The sequence below is a fragment of the Lysobacter sp. FW306-1B-D06B genome (assembly GCF_038446665.1).
Classification (GTDB): domain Bacteria; phylum Pseudomonadota; class Gammaproteobacteria; order Xanthomonadales; family Xanthomonadaceae; genus Lysobacter_J.
The window spans coordinates 2,220,097-2,243,567 of sequence record NZ_CP151802.1; the positions used below are offsets into that span (position 1 = coordinate 2,220,097).

Sequence of the window (23,471 nt, forward strand, 5' to 3'; positions counted from 1 at the left end):
CCGAGCGCTACGCGCTCGGGCCGGGCGGGACGAGACGAGGGGAGAGGGGCAAGAAGCTGCTTTCGCGTGCCCCACACCGAAAATGCCGCGTTTCCTGCCGCCCGGCCGCCACGTGAAGCCGTTGCGTTCGCCGGTTGTGCCACCATCTCGTTCCTGACCCTCCACCGCCGTGTCCGCCGGGCTTTCCGGCCGGAACGCCGCATCCGCGCACGGCCCGTGGGCTCCCGATCCACTCCAGAGAAGCCGAATGACCCTGCCCATCCAGATCGCCGAACACCGCCTGCTGCTGCCCGCCGGGCTCGACGCGGCCGGGCTCGAACGCACCTTCGGCACGTTGCTCGGCCCGGGCGTGGATTTCGGCGACCTCTACTTCCAGCACGCGCGCCGCGAGAGCTGGACGGTGGAGGACGGCATCGTCAAGGACGGCGCGCATTCGATCGAGCAGGGCGTGGGCGTGCGCGCCATCAGCGGCGAGAAGACCGGCTTCGCCTATTCGGATGAAATCAACACGCAGGCGTTGCTCGCCGCCTCCAAGTCGGCGCGTGCCATCGCCCGCGACGGCTCGGTGCAGGCGCCGCATTCGCTGGTGCGCGGCGGCGGTCGCGAACTCTACGTGCCCGAAGACCCCATCGACGGTTACGCCAACGAAGCCAAGGTCGAAGCGCTGCGTCGCGTCGACAAGCTGCTGCGCGCGGCCGATCCGCGCGTGCAGCAGGTGATGGTGAGCCTGTCCGGCGGCGTCGACACCATCCTGGTCGCGCGCAGCGACGGCGTGCTCGCCGCCGACGTGCGCCCGCTGGTGCGATTGAACGTGCAGGTGATCGTCGAACAGAACGGCCGCCGCGAAAGTGGTTATGCCGGCGGTGGCGGTCGCTACAGCTATTCCGAACTGCTCGACGGCGACAAGCCCGAGAAGCTCGCGCGCGAAGCATTGCGCCAGGCGCTGGTGAACCTGGAGGCGATCGACGCGCCGGCCGGCGTGATGCCGGTGGTGCTCGGCAGCGGCTGGCCGGGCGTGCTGCTGCACGAAGCGGTCGGCCACGGCCTGGAAGGCGACTTCAACCGCAAGGGCACCTCCACCTATGCCGGCCGCATGGGCCAGCGCGTGGCCTCGCCCGGCGTGACCATCGTCGACGACGGCACGCTGCCGGGACGTCGCGGTTCGCTCAACGTCGACGACGAAGGCACGCCGACCAACTGCACGACGCTGATCGAGGACGGCGTGCTCGTGGGCTACATGCAGGACACGCTCAACGCGCGCCTGATGGGCATGGCGCCCACCGGCAACGGCCGTCGCGAATCCTTCGCGCACCTGCCGATGCCGCGCATGACCAACACCTACATGCTCGCCGGACAGCACGATCCGGAAGAGATGATCCGCTCGGTGAAGAAGGGCCTGTACGCGGTGAACTTCGGCGGCGGCCAGGTGGACATCACCAGCGGCAAGTACGTGTTCTCCGCGACCGAGGCCTACCTCATCGAGGACGGCAAGATCACCGCGCCGGTGAAGGGCGCCACGCTGATCGGCAACGGCCCTGAAACCATGCAGCGCGTGAAGATGATCGGCCACGACCTCGCGCTGGACGAAGGCGTCGGCGTATGCGGCAAGGACGGCCAGAGCGTGCCGGTGGGCGTGGGCCAGCCGTCGTTGCTGATCGACCAGCTGACGGTGGGCGGTACGCAGGCTTGATGCGGGGATTCAGGAGCGAGACGTGGCAATGGACCAAGCCGGACCCGGTCGCCTCGTCATCCCAGCAAAAGCTGGGATCCATGTTGCTTCTGCGTTCGACGCGCAGCGAATGAAGCTCGGCGTGAGATCAAGATGGATCCCAGCTTTTGCTGGGATGGCGAATCCTGCGATGGAGTTGACGTCTTTTCGGCAGGCGCCGCTCAGATCAGTCCTGCAGGCGTTCGTCGGAGCCGTCGTCTTCGGCATCGTCCGCCGCGTTCGCGCCACCGAGAATCAACTCGCGCAGCTCCCGATACAGCTCGCGGAACGCGCGCGGCGGCTTGTTCTTGTTGCGCTCGTCCAGCGCGCTGCGGACCAGGGCGCGCAGATGCTGGCGGTCGGCCGTCGGGTATTCGTCGAGCAGTTGCGCCAGCGCCGCATCGCCGTCGGCGATCAGGCGCTCGCGCCACGCTTCGATGCGATGCATCGCCGCCACTTCGCGCCGCGCGGCCTCGCCGTCCTCGTCGAGCGCGTCGCGGATCGCCTCCAGCACCTCGTCGTCCTCGCGGCGCATCTGCTTGGCCAGGTACGCCAGCTGACGCTTGTGCGCGATGTTCGCGGTGATGCGCTTGCACTCGCGGATGTGCGGCAGCAGCGAATCGGGCACGGGCAGCTTGGCCAGCTGCGCCTCCGTCAGCGACACCAGCTTCTCGCCCAGCGCCAGCACCTCCAGCGCCTCGCGCCGGTTCTGGCTGCGGCTGGGGCTGAAGAATTCACCGGTTTCGTCGTCTCTACCGCGCATGGCGCACCTGTTGTTTCCAAAGTCTCCGGCACGGATTTTCGCGGATCGCCGCGGATAAAGCACTTCACACGGCTTTTCCGCGTTCATCCTGTGCAATCGCGCGCCTGAAAAACCCCGAAGGACCCCCTCTTGAGCCAGATCGCCACCCTGAACCCGACCGCCTACGCCGCCTCGCTCGGCGACAGCCACGCGCGCCTGGAGGCGCTCGCCGGCCTGTCCCAGCGCCTGCTGGACCACTGCCGCGCGCGCGGCGCCACGCAGGCCGAGGTGTCGTGCTCGGAGGAATCCGGCCTCAGCGTCAATGTCCGCATGGGCGAGGTGGAGACGGTCGAGTCCACGCGCGACCGCGGCATCTCGGTCACCGTCTACTTCGGCCAGCGCAAGGGCAGCGCCAGCACCGCCGACCTGCGCGAGGACAGCCTGGATTCCACGGTCGAGCAGGCCTGCGCGATCGCCCGCCACACCGAGGACGATGCCGCCGCCGGCCTGGCCGACGCCGCGCTGATGGCGACGGACCTGCGCGAGTTCGATTCCTGGCATCCGTGGCCCATCGACGCCGACCGTGCGCTCGACCTGGCGCTGGCCTGCGAGCAGGCCGGCCGCGACTCCGATCCGCGCATCGAGAACTCCGACGGCGCCTCGCTCGGCACCGGCGAGAGCATCAGCGTGTACGCCAACTCGCACGGTTTCATCGGCCGCGAGCGCAGCACGCAGCACAGCCTGGGCTGCGCGCTGATCGCCGGCCGCGGTGATGCGATGCAGCGCGACGGCTGGTACAGCATCGGCCTGTCGGCGGACGACCTGGAATCGGCCGCCACCATCGGCCGCAAGGCCGCGCAGCGCGCCGCCTCGCGTCTGGATCCGCGCCAGATCGCCACGGGCGAGTACCCCGTGCTGTTCGCCGCCGAAATGGCGCGTTCGCTCATCGGCCACCTGCTCGGCGCGGTGTCCGGCGGCGCGCTCTATCGCCGCGCGAGTTTCCTCGTTGATTCGGCCGGGCAGCAGCTGTTCCCGGACTGGTTCGGCATCGACGAGCGCCCGTTCCTGCCGCGCGGTTATCGCTCCGCGTCGTTCGATGCCGAAGGCGTCGCCACGCGCGAATCGTCGCTGGTGAAGCACGGCGTGCTGGAGCGTTACATCCTGGGCAGCTATTCGGCGCGCAAGCTCGGCCTTGCGACGACGGCCAACGCCGGCGGCGTGCACAACCTGCAGGTCGAGGCGAACGCGGGCGATTTCGAATCGATGCTGCGCGGCATGGGCCGCGGGCTGCTCGTCACCGAGCTGATGGGGCAGGGCGTGAACAACGTCACCGGCGATTACTCGCGCGGCGCGGCGGGCTTCTGGATCGAGGACGGCCAGATCCAGTATCCGGTCGATGGCATCACGGTGGCGGGCAATCTCAAGTCGATGTTCGCGGCGATCGAGGCCGTGGGCAGTGACGTCGACCCGCGTTCACACGTGCGCACCGGCTCCATCCTGGTCGGCCGCATGACGGTGGCCGGCGAGTCGGAAAGCTGAGCCTCGCGCTGCGGCGGCGCATGACCTGCGCCGCTTGACCTGTCATCGGGCCGGGCGGAAAGTGGGGCTGTCCATTCAGGGAGCAACCGGCATGAGCGAAAATCCGTTCGACCCGAGCCAGACCTCCACACCACCGCCGCCACCGTCGCCGTCGCAGGATCATCCCAGCGGCGTGGCCGCCGAGCAGCGGCAGTGGGCGATGTTCGCGCATCTGTCGGCGATCGCCGGTGCGGTGCTGACCTCCGGCGTCGGCGCCTGGGGCACCTTCCTCGGCCCGCTGATCATCTGGCTGATCAAGAAGGACACGATGCCCTTCGTCGACGACCAGGCGAAGGAAGCGCTCAACTTCAACATCACCGTGGCGATCGTGTTCTTCGCGTTGTGGGTGCTGGTGTTCGTGACGCTGGGGATCGGGTTCCTGATCGCGATTCCGGCGTGGTTCGTGATCGGCATCGCGTGGCTGGTGTTCACCATCGTCGCGGCGATCAAGGCCAACGATGGCGTGGCGTACCGTTATCCCTTCACGTTGCGGTTGGTGAAGTAGGCGACGCGTCGAAGACTCGTTTGAAAAGAGAACGCCCGCTTCATTGAAGCGGGCGTTTTCTTTGTGGTGTCCGTCATTCCAGCTTTCGCTGGAATGACGTGATGTGTCGGACGAAGTGAAGTGTCTGATGGCGTGACAGCCTGGGTCCCGGCCTTCGCCGGGATGACGATATCGGACGCACCGCGAGCGCCCGCGTCCGCATCCCCACCCGCATCCGCGTGCGCTCCTCAGCGATCGCGTTCGATCGCCATCCGCCCCAGCGCAGCCAGCGTGTTCGCGCGTTCTCCGAACGGTGCCAGCGCCTCGTCCATGGCGCGACGCAGTTCGTCCAGACGCGCGCGCGAGGCGTCCAGGCCGATCAGCGCGGGGAAGGTCGCCTTGTCCTGCGCGATGTCCTTGCCGGCGGTCTTGCCGAGCGTGGCGCTGTCGCCTTCGATGTCGAGGATGTCGTCGCGCACCTGGAAGGCCAGGCCCAGCGCGGCGGCGTAACGGTCCAGGCGTTCGATCTCATCGCCCGAAGCACCGCCGCACAGCGCGCCCATGCGCACGGCAGCGCGAATGAGCGCGCCGGTCTTGAGCGAATGCAGGCGTTCCAGCGCCTGCACCGGCAGCGAAGCGCCGTTGCCCGTCGCGGCCAGGTCCAGCGCCTGGCCGCCGCACATGCCGGCCGCGCCGGAGGCGACGGCGAGCGTGCGCAGCAACTCCACGCGCGTCGCGTCGGGCGCGTCGGTCGATGCGAGCACTTCGAACGCCAGCGATTGCAGCGCGTCGCCGGCGAGGATCGCGGTGGCTTCGTCGAAGGCGACGTGCACCGTCGGCTGGCCGCGACGCAGGGCGTCGTCGTCCATCGCCGGCAGATCGTCGTGCACCAGCGAGTAGGCGTGGATCAGTTCGACCGCGACCGCCGGTGCGTCCAGCGCGTCGGCGTTCGCGCCGAACGTGGCGCCGGCGGCGTACACGAGCAACGGCCGCATGCGCTTGCCGCCGAGCAGCACGGCGTGGCGCATCGCCGCGTGCAGGCGCTGCGGCGGCGAGTGCGGATCGGGCAGGGCACGGTGCAGCGCGGCGTCGGCGCGTTCGCGCCAGCGCGCGAGGTCAGACATCGCCGGGGCTCTGTCCGTTCTGCAGGGGCGGCGTGGAGAACGGCTCCCCGCTTGCGGGCTGCTGCGGGTCGCTGAGCAGGCGCACGCGCAATTCGGCTTCTTCCAGCGCGCTCTGGCAGCGGCGGTACAGGCCGACGCCGCGTTCGTACGCGGCCAGCGAGTCTTCCAGGCTCATCTCGCCGTGTTCCATCTTCTCCACCAGCTGTTCGAGCGCGTCCAGGGACTGCTCGAAATCGCTGACGGGCGAGGTGGCCGGCGCGTCTTCGGAGGCGGGTTTGCGGGGCATGCGTGAAGTGTGCGACCGCGCCCCGGCGGGGGTCAATTGCCGTCGCCGGCGGTTGGGGCGCAGGACACGGTCCCGGGCGCGACGAGGCCATCGCGATGCCAGCTCAGCCGTGCGCCGCGTGCGCGCAGCCATGCGTCGAAGGCGGCGGAATGGGCCACGTCGCCCGCGGCGAGAAGTTCGCCGTCCGCATCGCTCAACAACGGCAAGCGTTCGCGCTCCCAGGGCGGCACGCCGAGTTCCTGCAGGACGTGCTTGAGCGCGTGCGAATGCGTGCGGCCGGCGCGCAGCAGCCGCTCGCCGCCGCGACGTGCGTGCACGGTCAGGGGCGCGTCGAACGCCGCCGCGCCTTCCAGCGCCAGCGTGCCGCCGTGCGGCAGCGCGAGCGGCGCGCGTCCGTCCCATTGCGCGCGCCAGTCCACGTCCAGCGAAGGGCGCGCGGTTTCCACGTGCAGCAGGTCGCGCCATGCGCGCACCACGGCGCCTTGCCAATGGAACGCGGGCTCGGCGTCGGCGCGTGCGGCGAGGATCTCCCGCTCGATGCGTTCGATCCCGTTCGCCGGCAGTGGCGGCAGGTCGAGTTCATTAATCCAGCGGCGCAGCACCCGCGCGCGGCGCGCATCGGGCAGGGCGAGCAGGCGCGTGCGCGACAGGCAGTGCGGATCGGCCGTGGCGACATCGGCGAGCGCGATCGCGTCGCCATCGTCCAGCAGATCGTTCGCCTGTCCGCACAGCGCCGCCGAGCGCGCCAGCGCATCGCCTGCATGCGGCCAGCGCTCGCGCAGCAGCGGCAGCACGCGCTGGCGGAGGAAGTTGCGGTCGAAGGCGGTGTCGGCGTTGCTGGGGTCGTCGATCCATTCCAGCGCGTGCGAACGCGCGTAGGCGAGGAGCGTGTCGCGGTCGATGTCGAGCAGCGGCCGCCACAGCCGACCCGGCCCGAACGCCCGCCAGCGCCGCATCGCCGCCAATCCGTCCGGCCCGGAGGCACGCAGGGCGCGCAGCAGGAAGGTCTCGGCCTGGTCGTCGCGGTGATGCGCCAGCGCCAGCACCTCGCCGGACGCGAGGGCCTGCGCGAACGCCGCATGCCGCGCCGCACGCGCGGCCGCCTCGGGGCCGTCGCCGGCCGCCACGACGTTCACACGGATCACCGCCAGCGGAACGTTCAATGACGCGCAGGCCCGTTCGCAGCGAGTCGCCCAGCGGTCGGCGTCGGCGTGCAGGCCGTGGTGCACGTGGATCGCCCGCAGCCCCGACGCGGGACGTTCGGCGGCCAGCAGGTGCAGCAGCGCGGTCGAATCCAGGCCGCCGCTGAATCCCACGCACAGCGGCGCGGAGGGACGGTCGTGCAAGGCCTGGGCGAGCGTGGAGGCGGGCATCGCGCGATGGTGCCACGGCGGTGGAATGCAGCAACCCATCGATGGGGCTGCGGCCGGCGCCGCGCGGCCGCACCATTTGGCTGTCCCCGCAATCGCCTTACAGGAGTCCGCCGTGGCCCGGCTCTTCGCCCCGCTCGAACAGCGCTCGCTCACCTTGCGCAATCGCCTCGTGGTGGCGCCGATGTGCCAGTACTCCGCGGTCGATGGCGTCCCGAACGACTGGCACCTGGTGCACCTGGGCAGCCGTGCCGTCGGCGGCGCCGGCGCGATCATCGCCGAAGCCACCGCGGTGTCCGCGCAGGGGCGCATCTCGCCCTCCGACACCGGCCTGTGGAACGACGGCCAGGCCGAGGCGTGGTCGCGCATCGTGCGCTTCGTCGCGTGCCAGGGCACGGTGCCGGGCATCCAGCTCGCGCATGCCGGGCGCAAGGCCAGCGTCGCGCCGCCGTGGCTGGGCGGGATCGCGGTGACGCCGCAGGACGGCGGCTGGACGCCGGTGGCGCCCTCGGGCGTCGCCTTCAGCGAAACCTCGCCGCTGCCGCGCGCGCTGCACGAAAGCGAGTTGAAGAACGTGGTCGACGACTTCGCCTGCGCCGCCTGGCGCGCGAAGGCAGCCGGCTTCCAGCTGGCGGAGATCCACGCCGCGCACGGTTACCTGCTGCACCAGTTCCTGTCGCCGCTGTCGAACCACCGCAACGACGAGTACGGCGGCTCGTTCGACAACCGCATCCGCCTGCTGCTGGAAGTGATCGACGCCGTGCGCAAGGTCTGGCCCGAACGGCTGCCGCTGTGGCTGCGTTTGTCGGCGACGGACTGGGCCGAGGGCGGTTGGGACATCGAACAGAGCGTGGAGCTGGCGCGCATCGTGAAGTCGCGCGGGATCGACCTCATCGACGTCTCCAGCGGCGGGCTGATGCACGGCGCGAAGATCCCGCTGTCGCCGGGTTACCAGGTGCCGTTCGCCTCACGCATCCGCAATGAAGCTGGAATCGCAACCGGCGCAGTCGGGCTCATCACCAAGCCCGAGCACGCCGAAGCCATCGTCGAGAACGACGAGGCGGACGTGGTGCTGTTCGCGCGCGAACTGCTGCGCGATCCGTATTTCCCGCGTCGCGCGGCGAGGGAGCTGTCAGGCGAGTTGCATGCGCCGGAGCAGTATTTGCGGGCGTGGTGATCCGTGCCCGTGGCCTGGCCGTTCAAATCAACGTCATCCCCGCGAAGGCGGGGACCTAGGCGTTAGCGCATGGGCACTCTCTTTCGAGTGAGCTGCCTTCACCGTCATTCCCGCGAACGCGGGAATCCAGGGACTTTTCAGGCTCTATCTGCTGCATGTCAGCCGCGGCAAGCCCTTAGCTGTTGTCGTTCAAGCGCAATCGGGAAAGCGTGGAACGTCCCTGGATTCCCGCGTTCGCGGGAATGACGGTGAGGCAGTTCACCCGAGACGGAGTGCCCCCGAGCTACGGGCCTGGGTCCCGGCCTTCGCCGGGATGACGATGAGGGTCGTTCATCCGAAAGGAGTGCCCCCGAGTTACGGGCCTGGGTCCCGGCCTTCGCCGGGATGACGGCGTTCGGTACGACCGTGTGTCGTAGCGATCGCCGTCCGCTCGATCGACCTTACGCCGCCTCGTACGCCCCATACCCGCGCAGACGCCGATAGCGCCGCTCGAGCAACTCTTCCACCGGCAACTGCTCCAGTGCGTCGAGTTCATTGAGCAGCACGGCCTTCAGGCGCGTGGCCATCTGCTTGGGATTGCGGTGCGCGCCGCCGATGGGCTCGCGCACGATCTTGTCGACCAGGCCCAGGCCGAGCAGGCGCTTGGCGGTGAGGCCGAGCTGTTCCGCGGCGTCCTTGGCCTTGCCCGCGTCCTTCCACAGGATCGAAGCGCAGCCTTCGGGCGAGATCACCGAGTAGGTGCTGTATTCCAGCATCATCGTGCGATCGCCCACGCCGATCGCGAGTGCGCCGCCGGAGCCGCCTTCGCCGATCACCGTGCAGATCACCGGCACCTTCAGCTCGCTCATCTCCAGCAGGTTGCGCGCGATGGCCTCGGACTGGCCGCGCTCCTCCGCGCCGACGCCCGGGTACGCGCCCGGGGTGTCGATGAAGGTGAGGATGGGCAGGCGGAAGCGCTCGGCCAGCTTCATCAGGCGCAGCGCCTTGCGGTAGCCCTCCGGACGCGGCATGCCGAAGTTGCGCTTGATCTTGCTCTTGGTGTCGCGGCCCTTCTGGTGGCCGATGATCACCACGCTGCGGCCGTTGATGCGGCCCAGGCCGCCGACGATGGCGGCGTCGTCGGAATACGCGCGATCGCCGGCGAGTTCCTGGAACTCGTCGCACATCACGCGGATGTAATCGTTGGTGTACGGGCGCGCCGGATGGCGGGCCAGCTGCGACACCTGCCAGGGCGAGAGGTCGCGGAAGATCTGCGCGGTGCGGATACGCAGCTTGTCCTGCAGCGCATGCACTTCGGCGTCCACGTCCACCGCCGGGGCATTGCTGGCGTGGCGCAGCTCCTGGATCTTGGCTTCCAGGTCGGCGATGGGCTGCTCGAAGTCGAGGTAGTTCGGATTCATGCGGGGGCCGTTGGCCGGAAACGGCCGACAGTCTAGCCGAGGCCGGGTGACCGTACCGAGAGGTGTGTTTGCAGTACGGAATCGGCACTGAAAACGACTTCATGGCCTCCACGGGCCGCACGGTGCCGGGCCCGTGCTTGAATCCGGCCAGGGACTCGAACGGGGATCGTCGGATGAAGGCATGGGGATGGGCGGCCTGCGCGCTGCTGGCGTGGGGGCTGGTCGGGCCGGTCCAGGCCGCCGGCTGGCGCCACCTGGGCGATGCGGGGAAGGTCGAGCGTCGCGCGGACGGGGTGATCGTCCACAGCGGGCCGGCCCGGTTGCAGGTGAGCGCCCACGCGCCCGGCGTGTTCCGCGTGCGCCTGGCGCCGGAAGGGCGCTTCGAGGGCGATGCCTCCTGGGCCGTCGTCCAGGCCGCCGCGCCACCGGCCGTTGCGGTGCAGGAAACACGCCAGGCCGTTCGCATCGAAGCGGGCGAAGTCGTCGCGATCGTGCACCGATCGCCCTTGCGCGTGGACTTCGTGGATCGCGACGGGCGCCCGTTGCTCGCCGATGAAGCCCAGCTGCCGATGGCGTGGATGCCCACCGCGCACGGCACGCGCGTGCGCGCATGGAAATCCATGCCGAACGACGAGCACTACTACGGCCTGGGCGACAAGGCCGGCCCGCTGGACCGCCGCGGCCGCGCCTTCGCGATGTGGAACGTCGATGCCTACGCCTGGCAGGGCTACAGCGACCCGCTGTACAAGTCGATCCCGTTCTTCATCGGCCTGCGCGGCGGCGTGGCGTATGGCGTGTTCTTCGACAACACCCACCGCAGCAGCTTCGATTTCGGCAAGGAGTCGGACGCCTTCTTCAGCTTCGGCGCCGAAGGCGGCGCGCTGGACTACTACGTCATCGCCGGCCCGCAGCCGGCGCAGGTGATCGAACGCTACACCGCGCTCACCGGACGCACGCCGCTGCCGCCGCTGTGGTCGCTGGGATTCCAGCAATCGCGCTACAGCTACAACCCCGAGTCGAAGGTGCGCGAGATTGCCAAGCAACTGCGCGAGCACCGCATCCCCAGCGACGCGATCTACCTCGACATCGACTACCAGCAAGGCTACGCGCCGTTCACCGTCGACCGCGCGCAGTTCCCGCACTTCCCGGACATGATCGCCGACCTGCGCAAGCAAGGCCTGCGCACGGTGCTCATCACCGACCTGCACATCAAGCACGATCCGGGGAAAGGCTACGGCGCGTTCGATTCCGGCATGGCGGCCGATGCCTTCATCCGCAAGCCGGACGGCTCGCTCTACATCGGCGAGGTGTGGCCGGGCGATGCGGTGTTCCCGGATTTCACGCTGACGCGCGTGCGCGACTGGTGGGGCGGGCTGTACCGCGATTTCGCGTCGATGGGCGCGGCCGGTTACTGGAACGACATGAACGAGCCGTCGGTGTTCAAGGTGCCCGGCAACACGATGTCGCTCGATGCCGTGCACCGCATGGACGACGGCACGGCTCGCGACCACCGCGCGATCCACAACGTGTACGGCATGCTCAATGCGCGCGCGACGTATGAAGGTCTGTTGAAGCTGCAACCGGCGCAGCGGCCGTTCGTGCTCACTCGCGCGGCGTACGCGGGCGCGCAGCGTTACGCGGCAACGTGGACCGGCGACAACACCGCCAGCTGGCACCACCTCGCGCAGAGCACGCCGAACCTGATGAGTCTGGGCCTGTCCGGCATGGCGCTGGCGGGCGACGACGTTGGCGGTTTCATCGGCTCGCCGCCGCCGGACCTGCTGACGCGCTGGTTCCAGCTGGGCGCGTTCAATCCCGTATTCCGCAACCACGCCGCCACCGACACGCGCCCGCACGAAGCCTGGGTCGACGGCCCGAAGCACGAAACGCTGCGGCGCGATGCGATCGAACTGCGCTATCGCCTGATGCCCTACCTCTACACCGCGGCCGAAGAGAACGCGCGTACGGGCATGCCGATCATGCGGCCGGTGTTCCTGGCTTATCCGAAGGCCGACGCGTTCTACGGCAACGATCGCGACTTCCTGTTCGGCGGCGATCTGTTCGTCTCGCCGGTCGTCGACGAACGCCTGGATGCGCATGTGGTGTCGTTGCCGCCGGGTGCATGGTATGCGTTCGGCACCTCGCAGCGGTTCGTCGCGACGAAGGAACCGATCAAGATCGACCCACGCCCTTCGAGCACGCCGCTGTATGCGCGTGCCGGCGCGATCATTCCGATGCAGCCGCTGGTCCAGCACACCGGCGAAACGCCGCAGGGGCCGCTGGAACTGCAGGTCTACCTGCCCGATGCCGGCGCGCAGGATTGCCGCGGCACGCTGTACCAGGACGACGGCGAGAGCTTCGCGTACCGCGACGGCGCGTTGCTGCGCGTGGCGTACGAATGCGAGGTCGGTGCAGGCTCGTTCGTGCTGCGTTCGCGCGTATCGAATGATGGCTTCGCGCCGTGGTGGCGCGAGGCGAGGGTGACGCTGTTCGGTGTAGAGCGTCGCCCGGTGGACGTGCGCGTGGAGGGGCGTTCGCTGTCGAAGTGGACGTTCGATGCGCGTGCGAAGACGGTGGTGTTCGACGTGGTTGAAGCGAAGCGTGATTGGGGTGTCGAGGTGGTGTTCTGATGCTCAAGGTCGTCCCGTAGCCCGGGTAAGCGAAGCGCACCCGGGGCACGCGCGCCCGGCTTCCCGGGTGCGCTTCGCTTACCCGGGCTACGGCGCTGCATCGTCATCCCAGCGAACGGATGCTGCATCGTCGTCCCGGCGAAGGCCGGGACCCAGGTCCACAACCTGCGGGCACTCCCGTTGCGGAAACCCACCTCACCGTCATTCCCGCGAAGGCGGGAATGACGGTGAGGTAGTTCACGCGAAAGGGATGCCCTTGCGTTACGGGCCTTGGCCGCGTCGCGGCTACTCGCTCAATTCGCCCAGGGCTTCGACAGCGCCAGCTTCACCGCACGCACGCCCGGCGTCGCGCGCAGGCGCGAAGGCAGTTCCGCGTCGATGCGGATCGATTGCGTACCGTTGAGGTCCAGCGAACCGGCCGCGCCGCGGCGCACCAGCAGATCCATGCGGATCGGCGTGGAACCGGGGCGGAAGGAGGACAGCAGCGCATCCACGCGCTGCATCGTGCCCGCCTCGCGCAGGTCCAGTCGCAGCGAGAGGCGCTGCGCGTGCTTCTCGCAGATCTGCTCGAAACTCCACGCACGCGCGGCGCGCAGCGCGAAGCCGCCGCTGAAGCTGTCCTCGCGCAGTCCGCCCTGGATCACCAGCAGGCGGTCGCGCACCAGCAGCGATGCGAATTCGGTGTAGGTCTCGGAGAAGAACGCGCATTCCAGGCGGCCGCGACCGTCCTCGATCTGCACGAACATCTGGCTGTCGCCCTTCTTGCGCAGGCCGACGACGAGGCCGGCGACCACCGTCTCCACTTCCTGACGCCAGCCGCGCTGTTCGGGGCGGTTCTCCCAGATCTTCTCCAGCGCACTGAGGTCGTTGCCGATCAACCCGCGCACTTCATCGCGATACGGATCGAACGGGTGGCCGCTGAGGTAATGCCCCAGCGTTTCGCGCTCGCCGTGCAGGATCTGCGTGAGCGGCCACTCGTCGGTTTCCGGCAGGTCCAGATGCAGCGCGGGCGTGGAGGCTTCGGAGCCGCCGAACAGCGACACCTGACCGGCCTCGCGCTCCTTCGCCAGCTGGTCGGTGGCCTTGAGCACTTCCGGCAGCTGCAGCATCAGACTTGCGCGGTTCTTGCCGAGCTTGTCGAGCGCGCCCGCATGCGTCAGCGCTTCCAGCGCGCGGCGGTTGAGCTTGCCGCTGTCCACGCGCTTGCAGAAATCCAGCAGCGCATCGAACGGACCGGCGCGGCGCGCTTCCACGATCGCCTCGCAGGCGCCGCGACCGACGCCCTTCACCGCGCCCAGGCCGTAGCGGATCGTGGTGGCGTCCTTGGCTTCGAACATGTACGCCGAGGCATCCACGTCCGGCGGCAGCACGGTCAGGCCCATCACGCGGCATTCGTCGAGGAACGCGGTGACCTTGTCGGTGTTGTCCATGTCGGAGGACAGCACCGCGGCCATGAACTCGGCCGGGTAGTGCACCTTCAGCCACGCCGTCTGGTACGCCACCAATGCGTAGGCGGCCGAGTGCGACTTGTTGAAGCCGTACTCGGCGAACTTCTCCATCAGGTCGAAGATCGGGCTGGAGACCCTGGGTTCGATGCCGCGCTCCTTGCAGCCGGTCTCGAACTTGGCGCGTTCCTTCGCCATCTCCTCGGGCTTCTTCTTGCCCATCGCGCGACGCAGCATGTCGGCGCCGCCGAGCGTGTAGCCCGCCAGCACCTGGGCGATCTGCATCACCTGTTCCTGGTACACGATGACGCCGTAGGTCGGCGCCAGCACCGGTTCCAGCGATTCGTGCGGGTAGGTGACTTCGGTGTTGCCGTGCTTGCGATCGACCCATTCGCGGTCCATCCCCGAGCCCAGCGGGCCGGGACGGAACAGCGCGGCCAGCGCGATGATGTCTTCGAACGTATCGGGCCGGGCGCGCTTGAGCAGCTCGCGCATGCCGCGCGATTCGAACTGGAACACCGCGACCGTGTCGCCGCGCGCGAACAGCTCGTAACTGAGCTTGTCGTCCAGCGGCAGCGCGGCGATGTCGAACTGCGGCGTGGCGACGTCCTTGAACGTGTAGGCCATCGCCGGGCCGGGTTCGACGGCCGTGTTCGCCAGGCGCTTGTTGATCGCCTTCACCGCCCAATCGATGATCGTCAGCGTGCGCAGGCCGAGGAAGTCGAACTTCACCAGGCCGACGGCTTCGACGTCGTCCTTGTCGAACTGCGTGACCGGGTTGCGGCCGCGGCCTTCGCCGTCGTGTTCGGCGAACAGCGGGCAGAAGTCCGACAGCGGGCTCGGCGCGATCACCACGCCGCCGGCGTGCTTGCCGGCGTTGCGGGTGAGGTCTTCCAGGCTGCGCGCCAGGTCCATCAGGTCGCGGACGTCTTCCTCGCTGTGGTAGCGCTGGATGAGGTCGGAGGACGCGAGCGTGTTGTCCTGCTTGGCCGCTTCCGACTCGCCCATCGCGTCGTCGAGGCTGATGCCCAGCGTGTTCGGGATGAGCTTGGCGATGCCGTCGACGAAGCCGTACGGATGGCCGAGCACGCGCCCGGTGTCGCGCACCACGGCCTTCGCGGCCATGGTGCCGTAGGTGATGATCTGCGAGACGCGGTCGCGGCCGTACTTGCGCGCGACGTAGTCGATGACCTCGTCGCGACGGTCCATGCAGAAGTCGATGTCGAAGTCGGGCATCGACACGCGTTCGGGATTGAGGAATCGCTCGAACAGCAGGTCGTACGGCAGCGGGTCCAGATCGGTGATGCCCAGCGCCCACGCCACCAGCGAACCGGCACCCGAACCGCGGCCCGGGCCGACCGGGATATCGTGGTCCTTCGCCCAGTTGATGAAGTCCGCCACGATCAGGAAGTAGCCGGGGAAGCCCATCTTGATGATGACGTCCAGCTCGACTTCCAGGCGCGCGTCATAGTCCTCGCGCGACTTGTCGGGGGCGAGCGGGTTCTTCTCCAGTCGCTTCTCGAGGCCCTCGCGCGCGCTGTTGCGCAGCCAGCTCTCGATGGTGTGCTCGCTGGGCACCGGGAACGCCGGCAGCGCGTACTCGCCGAGCTTCATCTCGACGTTGCAGCGCATCGCCAGCGAGAACGCGTTGTCGATCGCGTCGGGCACATCGTGGAACAGCGCCTGCATCTCCTGCGAGGACTTCAGGTACTGCTCGGCGCTGTAGTCCTTCGGGCGCTTGGGGTCGTCCAGCACGCGGCCGGAGGCGATGCACACGCGCGCTTCGTGCGCGTCGAAGCCTTCGGCGTCGAGGAAGCGCACGTCGTTGCTGGCGATGATCGGCAGCGAGCGCGCGGCCGAGGCGTGCAGCGCGAAGGTGTTGAACGCCTCCTCGCCCTCGCGGCCGGTGCGCGTGAGTTCAAGGTGCAGGCGTTCGCCGAACACGCTGCGCCAGTCCATCAGCCAGGCTTCGGCGAGTTCGTGGCGATTGCTGGTGGCAAGGCGCCCGGCGAGGCTGTGGCGGCCGGCCAGCGCGAACAGGCCGGCGTTGTCCTCGCGCAGCCATTCCGGGCGCAGCGCGACGCCGTCGGTGCGGTGGCCTTCCATCCAGGCGCGCGTGAGCAGGCGCGAGAGGGTGAGATAGCCGTTGCGGTCGCGGCACAGCAGCGTCATGCGCGACGTGGCTTCGTTGCCATCGGCCAGGCCGATGTCGGCGCCGATGATCGGCTTCAGCCCCGCGCCTTCGGCAGCCTTGTAGAACTTGACCGCGGCGAAGAGGTTGTCGACGTCGGTCAGCGCGACCGCCGGCTGCGCCAACGCGACGCAGCGCTTCACCAGCTCGCCGATGCGGATCGTCGAGTCGGCGAGCGAGTACTCGCTGTGGAGATGGAGATGGACGAAAGGGACTGCGGACATGCCGGTGGCAGGTTAGCAGCCTGACCGGGGGGAACAAGACTTGTTTTTTGGATGGGTTACGTCAGTGGGCATGGGTCGGCTCCGCCGGCGCTTTTGCCCTCACCCCAACCCCTCTCCCGCAAGCGGGAGAGGGGCTCGATGGCGGCGGGTCAGGGCCGTAGCCCGCGTCAGGGAAGCGCGCCCCGGGCCCGTGCGACCCGGCGCTCGGGCCCGTCATTCCAGCGAAAGCTGGAATCCATTTTCGCTTCTCGTTGGAAGGCGAGGTTTCGCCCGGGCGCAAGATCAAGATGGATTCCAGCTTTCGCTGGAATGACGATGTGAGGCGCTGCGACTCGGCGTCCCGGGTGCGCTTCGCTTACCCGGGCTACGGCGGTGGAATGAGGATGTGGGGCCGGGAGCGGGTCGGGATTGGGGATTCACGACACCCGGAACAACCGCTGCGGCAGATTCCACGGCGCGTAATGCTGCTCGCGAATCCACAGCACGTGCTGCCACAGGGCCAGCTCGTCCATGCGATCGCGGACCCAGGCGGCGCGGCGTTGCGATGCGGTGCCGTCGGGGTGTTCGGCCTGACGGTACGCGCAGTAGTCGCGGTAGTCCTCCACATCGTCGGCGAAGGCCGGCCACGCCAGTTCGATCAGCAGCACGTCGTCGAGCTGGCCGAGCAGCGGCGTGCGGTCGGCGATCAGGTCGTCCTCGCGGTCGATGTAGGCCAGCAGCTTGCCGATGCGGGCGTGGCTCGCCTCGTCGGCGTCCCAGTCTTCGTCCTGCAGCATCGCGCGCAGTTCCTGCACGCGACGCATGCGCGAGTCGATGACTTCGTGCGCATCGCCCGAAGGCAGGCGGAACAACCACGACGCAAGCTGTTGCAGGCGGTCGGCGTCGACGCGTGGCGCATCGGCGTGGATCTCGTGCAGGAGCTGGTCGAACTGGACCACGGCGATGTCCGACAGCGGAACCGGGCCGGTGGCATCGCGCGCGCCCATGCCGCTGTACATGTGGTCGAACGGCAGCGGCTGCGCGGTGGGGGTGGGATGGGACATGCGCATGGCACACCTCGCTCTGCGGCCTGGCCTCTCCCGCTCGCGGAAGAGGGGTGGGTGAGGGGCCCGCGCTGCGGCCGTCTGCATCGCGCGGGTCGTCCCGCGATCCGTGTGCGGGATGCAGCCCGATGATGCGCCCACGCCCCGGGGATGTCTGTGAGCGCGGCAACGCTCCGACGACGGCTACGCACGCGCCGGCGCATTCATGGCGATGAAGGACGTGAATGCGACGAAGGCCGCCTTGCGGCGGCCTCCGGCGTTGCCTCCCTGCGGGGTTCGCTGCGTCCCTGCGGGCTCAGTGGACCCGGAACATCGGGGTCGATGCAGGCAGGAAGCTGCTCTCGCGGATCTGACGCTCGTACTGGTCCAGCACCGCCTGTTCGTAACGGACTTGTTCCCAGTCGCCGCGGGTGAAGACGAATCCGGCCAGGTTGCGGCCGCGCTGACGGGCTTCCTCGCTGCGCACCCGGCAGAAGTCGAGGTAGTCGTCGACCTCGGCCGCCAGTCGCGGCCATGCCGTCTCGACCACGATCGCGTCGTCCAGGCGCCCGACCTGTGGCATCCAGTCCGGGATCAGGTCGTCACGGCTGCGGGCGTAGTCGACGATGGCGGCGGCGGTGGCCGCGACCCCATCGTTGGCCGGCTCGAAATGGCGGTCGTCGCGCAGCTGCTCGACGGCGGCGATCCAGCGCAGGCGCTGGCGGATGCACGGCGGGGCGGAACCGGGATGTCCCGGGCGGGACAGTTCACGGCCGGCGGACGCGAGCTGGTCGGTCTCCAGCGCATGGCCGCCGATACGGGCCAGCAGGCGGTTGAAGCGGTCGACATCGCCGGCGCTGAGCTGGAATCCATTGATGCAACGACGCCGGCTCGGACCATCGAACGGCTTCAGCAGGATGGCGGGCAGCGGGTTCACGGTGGAGAAAAGGGCGTTCATGGCGGTACTCCGGGGGAGGGATGGCACCGTTCTTGCGGCGCCGGGTCAGGTTCCACCTCCCCCCGCCATGAGTCATGATGGCCGCGCGCGCCTTTAGTCATCGTCCGCTTCGGATGATGAGGAATCCATGAGGTTTTGCCGATGGATCCGCACCAGATGGCAGGCCAGGGCGGGCCGAACGGCGAACGGTACCGATTCGACGACATCGTCGTCGATGCGGCCGCGCACACTTTGACGCGCGCGGGAACCGAGCAGACGGTCGAACCCAAGGCTTTCTCGGTGCTCCTGATCCTGCTGCGGCGGGCGGGGGAGCTGGTCGGGCGCGATGACCTGCTCGACCAGGTCTGGGGCCACCGGCATGTGACGCCGGGCGTGTTGACCCGGGTCATCGCCCAGTTGCGCCATGCGCTGGCCGACGACTCCCAGCATCCGCGCTACATCCAGACCCAGCACGCCCTGGGCTACCGGTTCATCGGCGATCTTCGCGGCGACGCCGAGGCCCCGCCGCCCGCCGTCGTACCGGCCGAAACCCGCGACGAGGTGGTCGTGCGCCATTCGGTGCCGGCGGAGATGGCCGTCGCCGCCAACGAAGCCGAGGCCCCGCTGCTCGCCCCCGAACCCTTCGCGCCGCCGGTGCCCGCCGCCGCGTCGGGCTTGGCCACGCGCCGCAAGGTGTCGGGCCAGCGGCGCTGGTGGCTGGCCGCCGCCGCGCTGCTGGCGATCGCCGCGGGCGGGTACTGGTTCGGCCAGCACCAGCGCGCGGCCGCCGCACCCGCGGCCGCTTCGGTGGCCGTGCTGCCGTTCACCAGCCTGGGCGAGGCCAAGGGCAACGACTACTTCGCCGAAGGCCTGGGCGTGGAGATGATCGATGCGCTGGCCGGCGTGCCCGGGCTGACCGTGGTGGCCGCCCCGCGACCGGCCGACCGCGCGGTGCCGGACGTGAAGCGCCTGGGCACGCAGCTGGACGTGGCGACCGTGCTCGACGCCAGCGTGCGCCGCGAGGGCCAGCGGGTGCGCGTGAGCGCGCGGTTGTCCGATACGCGCACGGGTTTCACGTTGTGGGCCCATAGTTACGATCGGGAAACCGGCGACGTGTTTGCCCTGCAGAGCGACATCGCCAACGAAGTGGTGCAGGCCCTGGTCGGCGTGCTGCCGTCGGCCGACATCGACGCCGCGCGCCGGACCTTGGCACGGCGTTTGACGCCGACCCGCAGCGTCGCCGCCTACGACGCCTACCTCAAGGGCCAGCAGCGCATGCGCGACCGCGAAGGCGGCGACGTCCAGAGCGCCGACAGTGCGATCAACTTCTACCGCGGCGCGCTGGCGATCGACCCGCGCTTCGCGCGCGCGCAGGCGGGCATCTGCCAGGCGGAGATCGCACGCTTCGAAAGCGCGCGCGACACCGCGGCCTTCGTGCGCGCGCAATCGGCGTGCGAACAGGCATCGCAGATGGACCCCTCGTTGCTGGACGTCAGCCTGGCGCTGGGCGATCTGCATCGCGCGCAGGGCAACGCGAAGGTCGCAACGACGCACTACCACCGCGCGCTGTCCGATCCGGCCCTGCGCACACAGGCGTACCTGGGCCTGGCGAACGTCGCCAGCGCGCAGGGACAGAACGCCGAAGCCATGGCGTTTTACGAACGCGCGCGCGAACTGGCGCCGCGCGATGCGCGCGTGGCGCGCGAGCGCGGCTATCACCTGTACATCAGCGGCGACGTCGAAGGCGCCATCGCTTCGTATCGCGAAGCCATCCAGTACCAGCCCGACGACGCCAGCCTGTGGTCGAGCCTGGGCGGTCTGTATGCGGTCAGCGGCGATCCCGAGCGCGCCAGCGAGGCGTACGAAAGCTCGTTGCAGATCAAGCCCAACTACGCGGCGTTGAGCAACCTGGGCTCATTGAAGTTCGACCAGGGCGCGTACGCGCAGGCCGCCGCGCTGTACCGGCACGCCGCCGAGCTCGATCCCAGCGACTTCCGGCTGTGGGGCAACCTCGGCGACGCGCTGACGGCCGCCGGCGGCGCCGGCGTGCAGCAGGCGCGGGAACCTTACGAACGCGCGGCCACGCTCGCGCGGCGCTACCTGGAACTCAAACCCGACGACGCGCAGGGCTTCGCCCAGGTCGCGTGGTACTACGCCAATCTCGGCCGTGCCGACGAGGCGCGCGCGATGCAGGCCAAGGCCGAGGCGCTCGGCACCGAGCGCGGCGAAGTCGCCCTGTGGGGCGCGCAGACGATGGCGCGCTTGGGCGATGAGGCGTCCGCACGCAAGCACGTCGATCTCGCCCGCACGCAGGGCATTCCCGCGCAGCGCATCCAGTCCGTGCCTTTGCTGCGGCCTCTGCTCGCGCACACCGACGAAGTCGATCGCGAAACCGGCACGGCGCAGTAGGCCGTCCCGCCATCCCGCCCGTCCCCCGCGGGCTTCCACGAAGGAGAAGAACAATGAAAACGATGCCGTGCGCGATGGCGTTGCTCGCCATCGCCGTGGTCCTGTCCGTGAGCGCGTGCAGCAACGGCGCGGCCATGCAGCAGTCGGTGCGCCTGACCACGCCCGGCGCCGACGATGGCGTGGTGTGCCCCTCCGTCGAGGAAAAAGGAGCGGGCCCGAAGGCCGTCTACGTCGACATCCAGTACGCGGTGGACGGCACGCCATCGGCGGTTCCGAACAAGTGCTACGTCGACAACGGCACGACCGTGACATGGCGCGATCCGGCGGACCGGACGACGCAGTTCAACCTGGTGTTCTCCAACGCCGGACTGACCGGCACCCGCGGCGGCGCGCTGCAGGCGGCGCAGGCGGCCGAGCGCTACAAGGTGGCGGCCGTGATCCAGGGCCGGCCCGGCGACAACTACAAGTACGGCATCCAGGCCAACGGCAAGGTCGTCGACCCGGCGATCATCATCAAGAAGTAGCGGCGAGCAGGTCGCCCGGCGTTTCCAGCGAGCGTTCGCCACGAAGCGCAGCCTGCACCGGCGCGAAACTGCGCCGGTGCTCCGGGCACGGCCCGTGCTTCACCAGTGCCGACAGGTGCGCCGGCGTGCTGTAACCCTTGTGCTGGTCGAAGCCGTAGTGCGGGAAGCGTTCGTGCAGCCCCTGCATGTAGCGGTCGCGCGCGACCTTGGCGAGGATGGAGGCGGCCATGATCGAACGATCGCGCGCGTCGCCGCCGATCCAGGCTTCACCCACGCAGGGCAGGTTGCGCGGCAGTGCGTTGCCGTCGATGCGCGCCACGTCGACCGTGTGGTGCAGGCAGGTCAGCGCGCGGCTCATGCCGCTCATCGTCGCGTGGTAGATGTTGATGCGGTCGATCTCCTCGACCGCTACGAACTCGATGTGCCACGCCACCGCACGTTCGACGATGCGCTCGTAGAGCATCTCGCGTCGCTGCGCGGTGAGCTGCTTGGAATCGTCGAGCCCGTTGATCGGCGTGCGGCCCGGCGCGAACACCACCGCCGCCACCACCACCGGCCCGGCGAGCGGACCGCGTCCGGCTTCGTCCACGCCGGCCACGCGCAGCGGTGCGCCGTCGCGACGCGCGCCCAGGTCCAGCGGCATCTGCGCGTCATGCGACATGGCGCGCCTGGATGAGTTCGGCCACGGCGTCGGCTGCGCGCGCGGAGGCGTCCTGGCGCAGTTGCAGGTGGAGTTCGCGGAATTTCGGCGCCAGCGCTTCTGCGGCGGCCGGATCGTGCAGGAACGTCGCGACCGCGGAGGCGAGGTTGTCGGGCGTGCAGTCGTATTGCATCAGTTCGGGCACGACGGCCTCGCCGGCGAGCACGTTCGGCAGCGAATACTGCGTGACCTTGAGCAGGCCCAGGCCCTTCACCAGCGAATAGGTCAGCGGCGCGACCTTGTAGGCGACCACCATCGGCCGCTTGGCCAGCATCGCTTCCAGCGTCGCGGTGCCGGAAGCGAGCAGGATCGCATCGCTGGCGATCATCAGCGTGCGCGCCTGCCCGTTGAGGATGCGCAGCGTGGCACTCAGCGCGATGCTGTCCGGGTGCGTGGCGAGCACGCGCTGGAACGCCTGGCGCGCATGGTCGTTTGCCATCGGCACGACCACCTGCAGCATCGGATCGTGCGCGAGCAGTTGCGACGCGGCGGAGAGGAAGTCCGCCCCCAGTCGCTCGATTTCGCCCACGCGCGAGCCGGGCAGCAGTGCGAGCAGTGGACGGTGCAGGTCCAGGCCGAGCTGGCGTCGCGCCGCGTCGCGGTCGGGTTCCAGCGGCATCTCGTCGGCGAGCGGATGGCCGACGAAACGCGCGTCCACGCCGTGGCGCGCGTAGATCGCCGGTTCCATCGGGAACAGACACAGCACGCGATCGGCGCTGCGACCGATCTTCTCGGCACGCTTCTCACGCCAGGCCCATACCGACGGGCTCACGTAATGCACGGTGCGCAGGCCGCGGTCGCGCGCCCAGCGTTCGACGCCGAGGTTGAAGTCGGGTGCGTCGATGCCGATGAACACATCCGGTTGCCACGCGAGGAGGCGTTGACGGAACGCGCGGCGCAGGCGCAGCAGGCGCGGCAGGTGGCGCAGCACTTCGGACAGGCCCATCACCGCCAGTTCGGACGCGTCGTACCAACTGTCGAAACCGGCCGCGCGCATCTGATCGCCGCCGATGCCGGCGAATTCCGCATCGGGGAATCGCACGCGCAGCTCCGCGATCAAGCCTGCACCCAGCAGGTCGCCGGAGGCTTCGCCCGCACACAGGGCGATGCGCTTGGGACGATGGACGGGAGCGGGGGATTCGTAGGGGCTCAAGGCGTCTGTGCGGGTGTCCGCGGTGCGCGGTGATCACGCGGGGATGATAGCCCGAGGGTGGGGTGGTCGGGCTGTATGGGCTGGCTCATCGCAGCGGCAGAGGGACACCGTCATCCCGGCGAAGGCCGGGCCCCAAGCTGTCACGCCATCAGCCCGGAAGCTGTCATCCCTGCGTAGGCGGGGGTCCAACTCGCAGGCGTATCACGCTCGACGCAGAGTGTGATGGATCGGGCCGTTGGATCCCCGCCTGCGCGGGGATGACGGCATGGCGGCTGCGAGGGTGCGAGCCTGAGTCCCGGCCTTCGCCGGGATGACGTCTGGAGAAGCGATGAGGCTCGACTGCAACGGCGTTCGATCCGGCCGGTAC

Annotated in this window: 17 protein-coding genes; 7 read left to right on the forward strand and 10 right to left on the reverse strand. The window is 69.2% G+C overall.

Going from position 1 to position 23,471, the window contains the following annotated elements; all coding sequences use genetic code 11:
* Positions 1-247 precede the first annotated feature (247 nt).
* A complete protein-coding gene (tldD, locus tag AAFF32_RS10305; protein WP_342315149.1) occupies positions 248-1,690 on the forward strand; it encodes a metalloprotease TldD in 1,443 nt (480 codons plus the stop codon).
* Positions 1,691-1,895: 205 nt separating this feature from the next.
* On the opposite strand, the gene yjgA is transcribed toward tldD, so the two are convergent.
* Positions 1,896-2,471: a ribosome biogenesis factor YjgA gene (gene yjgA, locus AAFF32_RS10310; protein WP_216958849.1), complete on the reverse strand. Its 576-nt coding sequence runs from the start codon at positions 2,469-2,471 to the stop codon at positions 1,896-1,898.
* 147 nt (positions 2,472-2,618) lie between these two features.
* On the opposite strand from yjgA, the gene pmbA reads away from it, so the two are divergent.
* Both pmbA and AAFF32_RS10320 read left to right on the forward strand, forming a co-directional pair.
* Complete coding sequence (gene pmbA, locus AAFF32_RS10315; protein WP_216961753.1) at positions 2,619-3,989, forward strand: metalloprotease PmbA; 1,371 nt, start codon at positions 2,619-2,621, stop codon at positions 3,987-3,989.
* A gap of 91 nt (positions 3,990-4,080) precedes the next feature.
* Positions 4,081-4,533 carry a DUF4870 domain-containing protein gene (locus AAFF32_RS10320; protein ID WP_256448096.1) on the forward strand — a complete coding sequence of 151 codons (453 nt, stop codon included), beginning with the start codon at positions 4,081-4,083 and terminating at the stop codon, positions 4,531-4,533.
* Positions 4,534-4,760: 227 nt separating this feature from the next.
* Here AAFF32_RS10320 and ispA read toward each other — a convergent pair whose 3' ends face one another.
* Genes ispA through tilS form a run of 3 tightly spaced genes read right to left on the reverse strand, consistent with a single transcriptional unit; the run spans position 4,761 to position 7,295 of the window.
* Positions 4,761-5,636 (reverse strand): (2E,6E)-farnesyl diphosphate synthase, encoded by an 876-nt coding sequence (ispA, locus tag AAFF32_RS10325; protein ID WP_216958847.1) that lies wholly within the window; start codon positions 5,634-5,636, stop codon positions 4,761-4,763.
* Positions 5,629-5,922, reverse strand: a complete 294-nt coding sequence (locus tag AAFF32_RS10330; protein ID WP_216958845.1) for an exodeoxyribonuclease VII small subunit — start codon at positions 5,920-5,922, stop codon at positions 5,629-5,631. Before AAFF32_RS10330 ends, ispA begins: the two co-directional genes overlap by 8 nt.
* Positions 5,923-5,954: 32 nt before the next feature.
* Complete coding sequence (gene tilS, locus AAFF32_RS10335) at positions 5,955-7,295, reverse strand: tRNA lysidine(34) synthetase TilS (RefSeq protein WP_254200167.1); 1,341 nt, start codon at positions 7,293-7,295, stop codon at positions 5,955-5,957.
* Between the two features lie 112 nt (positions 7,296-7,407).
* Here tilS and AAFF32_RS10340 point away from each other — a divergent pair, with 112 nt between their 5' ends.
* Positions 7,408-8,469: an NADH:flavin oxidoreductase/NADH oxidase gene (locus tag AAFF32_RS10340; protein WP_342315150.1), complete on the forward strand. Its 1,062-nt coding sequence runs from the start codon at positions 7,408-7,410 to the stop codon at positions 8,467-8,469.
* Between the two features lie 440 nt (positions 8,470-8,909).
* Here AAFF32_RS10340 and AAFF32_RS10345 read toward each other — a convergent pair whose 3' ends face one another.
* Complete coding sequence (locus AAFF32_RS10345) at positions 8,910-9,869, reverse strand: acetyl-CoA carboxylase carboxyltransferase subunit alpha (RefSeq protein ID WP_216958837.1); 960 nt, start codon at positions 9,867-9,869, stop codon at positions 8,910-8,912.
* A 173-nt stretch (positions 9,870-10,042) separates the two neighbouring features.
* Here AAFF32_RS10345 and AAFF32_RS10350 point away from each other — a divergent pair, with 173 nt between their 5' ends.
* Positions 10,043-12,499: a TIM-barrel domain-containing protein gene (locus AAFF32_RS10350; RefSeq protein WP_342315151.1), complete on the forward strand. Its 2,457-nt coding sequence runs from the start codon at positions 10,043-10,045 to the stop codon at positions 12,497-12,499.
* Positions 12,500-12,792: 293 nt separating this feature from the next.
* Here AAFF32_RS10350 and dnaE read toward each other — a convergent pair whose 3' ends face one another.
* The 3 genes from dnaE to AAFF32_RS10365 all read right to left on the reverse strand — a co-directional run bounded on the left by dnaE (position 12,793) and on the right by AAFF32_RS10365 (position 18,339).
* Positions 12,793-16,359: a DNA polymerase III subunit alpha gene (dnaE, locus tag AAFF32_RS10355; protein WP_342315152.1), complete on the reverse strand. Its 3,567-nt coding sequence runs from the start codon at positions 16,357-16,359 to the stop codon at positions 12,793-12,795.
* 416 nt (positions 16,360-16,775) lie between these two features.
* Positions 16,776-17,402 (reverse strand): hypothetical protein, encoded by a 627-nt coding sequence (locus AAFF32_RS10360; protein ID WP_216958829.1) that lies wholly within the window; start codon positions 17,400-17,402, stop codon positions 16,776-16,778.
* 295 nt (positions 17,403-17,697) lie between these two features.
* Positions 17,698-18,339: a YkvA family protein gene (locus tag AAFF32_RS10365; protein ID WP_342315153.1), complete on the reverse strand. Its 642-nt coding sequence runs from the start codon at positions 18,337-18,339 to the stop codon at positions 17,698-17,700.
* A gap of 141 nt (positions 18,340-18,480) precedes the next feature.
* Between AAFF32_RS10365 and AAFF32_RS10370 the strand changes: the two genes are divergently transcribed.
* Positions 18,481-20,727, forward strand: coding sequence for a tetratricopeptide repeat protein (locus AAFF32_RS10370; protein ID WP_342315154.1), 2,247 nt, complete (start codon positions 18,481-18,483; stop codon positions 20,725-20,727).
* A gap of 53 nt (positions 20,728-20,780) precedes the next feature.
* A complete protein-coding gene (locus AAFF32_RS10375; protein WP_342315155.1) occupies positions 20,781-21,251 on the forward strand; it encodes a hypothetical protein in 471 nt (156 codons plus the stop codon).
* On the opposite strand, the gene AAFF32_RS10380 is transcribed toward AAFF32_RS10375, so the two are convergent.
* Positions 21,241-21,894 carry a ribonuclease HII gene (locus AAFF32_RS10380; protein ID WP_254200312.1) on the reverse strand — a complete coding sequence of 218 codons (654 nt, stop codon included), beginning with the start codon at positions 21,892-21,894 and terminating at the stop codon, positions 21,241-21,243. The two genes, AAFF32_RS10375 and AAFF32_RS10380, sit on opposite strands and share 11 nt — an antisense overlap.
* A 7-nt stretch (positions 21,895-21,901) precedes the next feature.
* Positions 21,902-23,104: a lipid-A-disaccharide synthase gene (lpxB, locus tag AAFF32_RS10385; RefSeq protein ID WP_216958813.1), complete on the reverse strand. Its 1,203-nt coding sequence runs from the start codon at positions 23,102-23,104 to the stop codon at positions 21,902-21,904.
* Positions 23,105-23,471 lie beyond the last annotated feature (367 nt).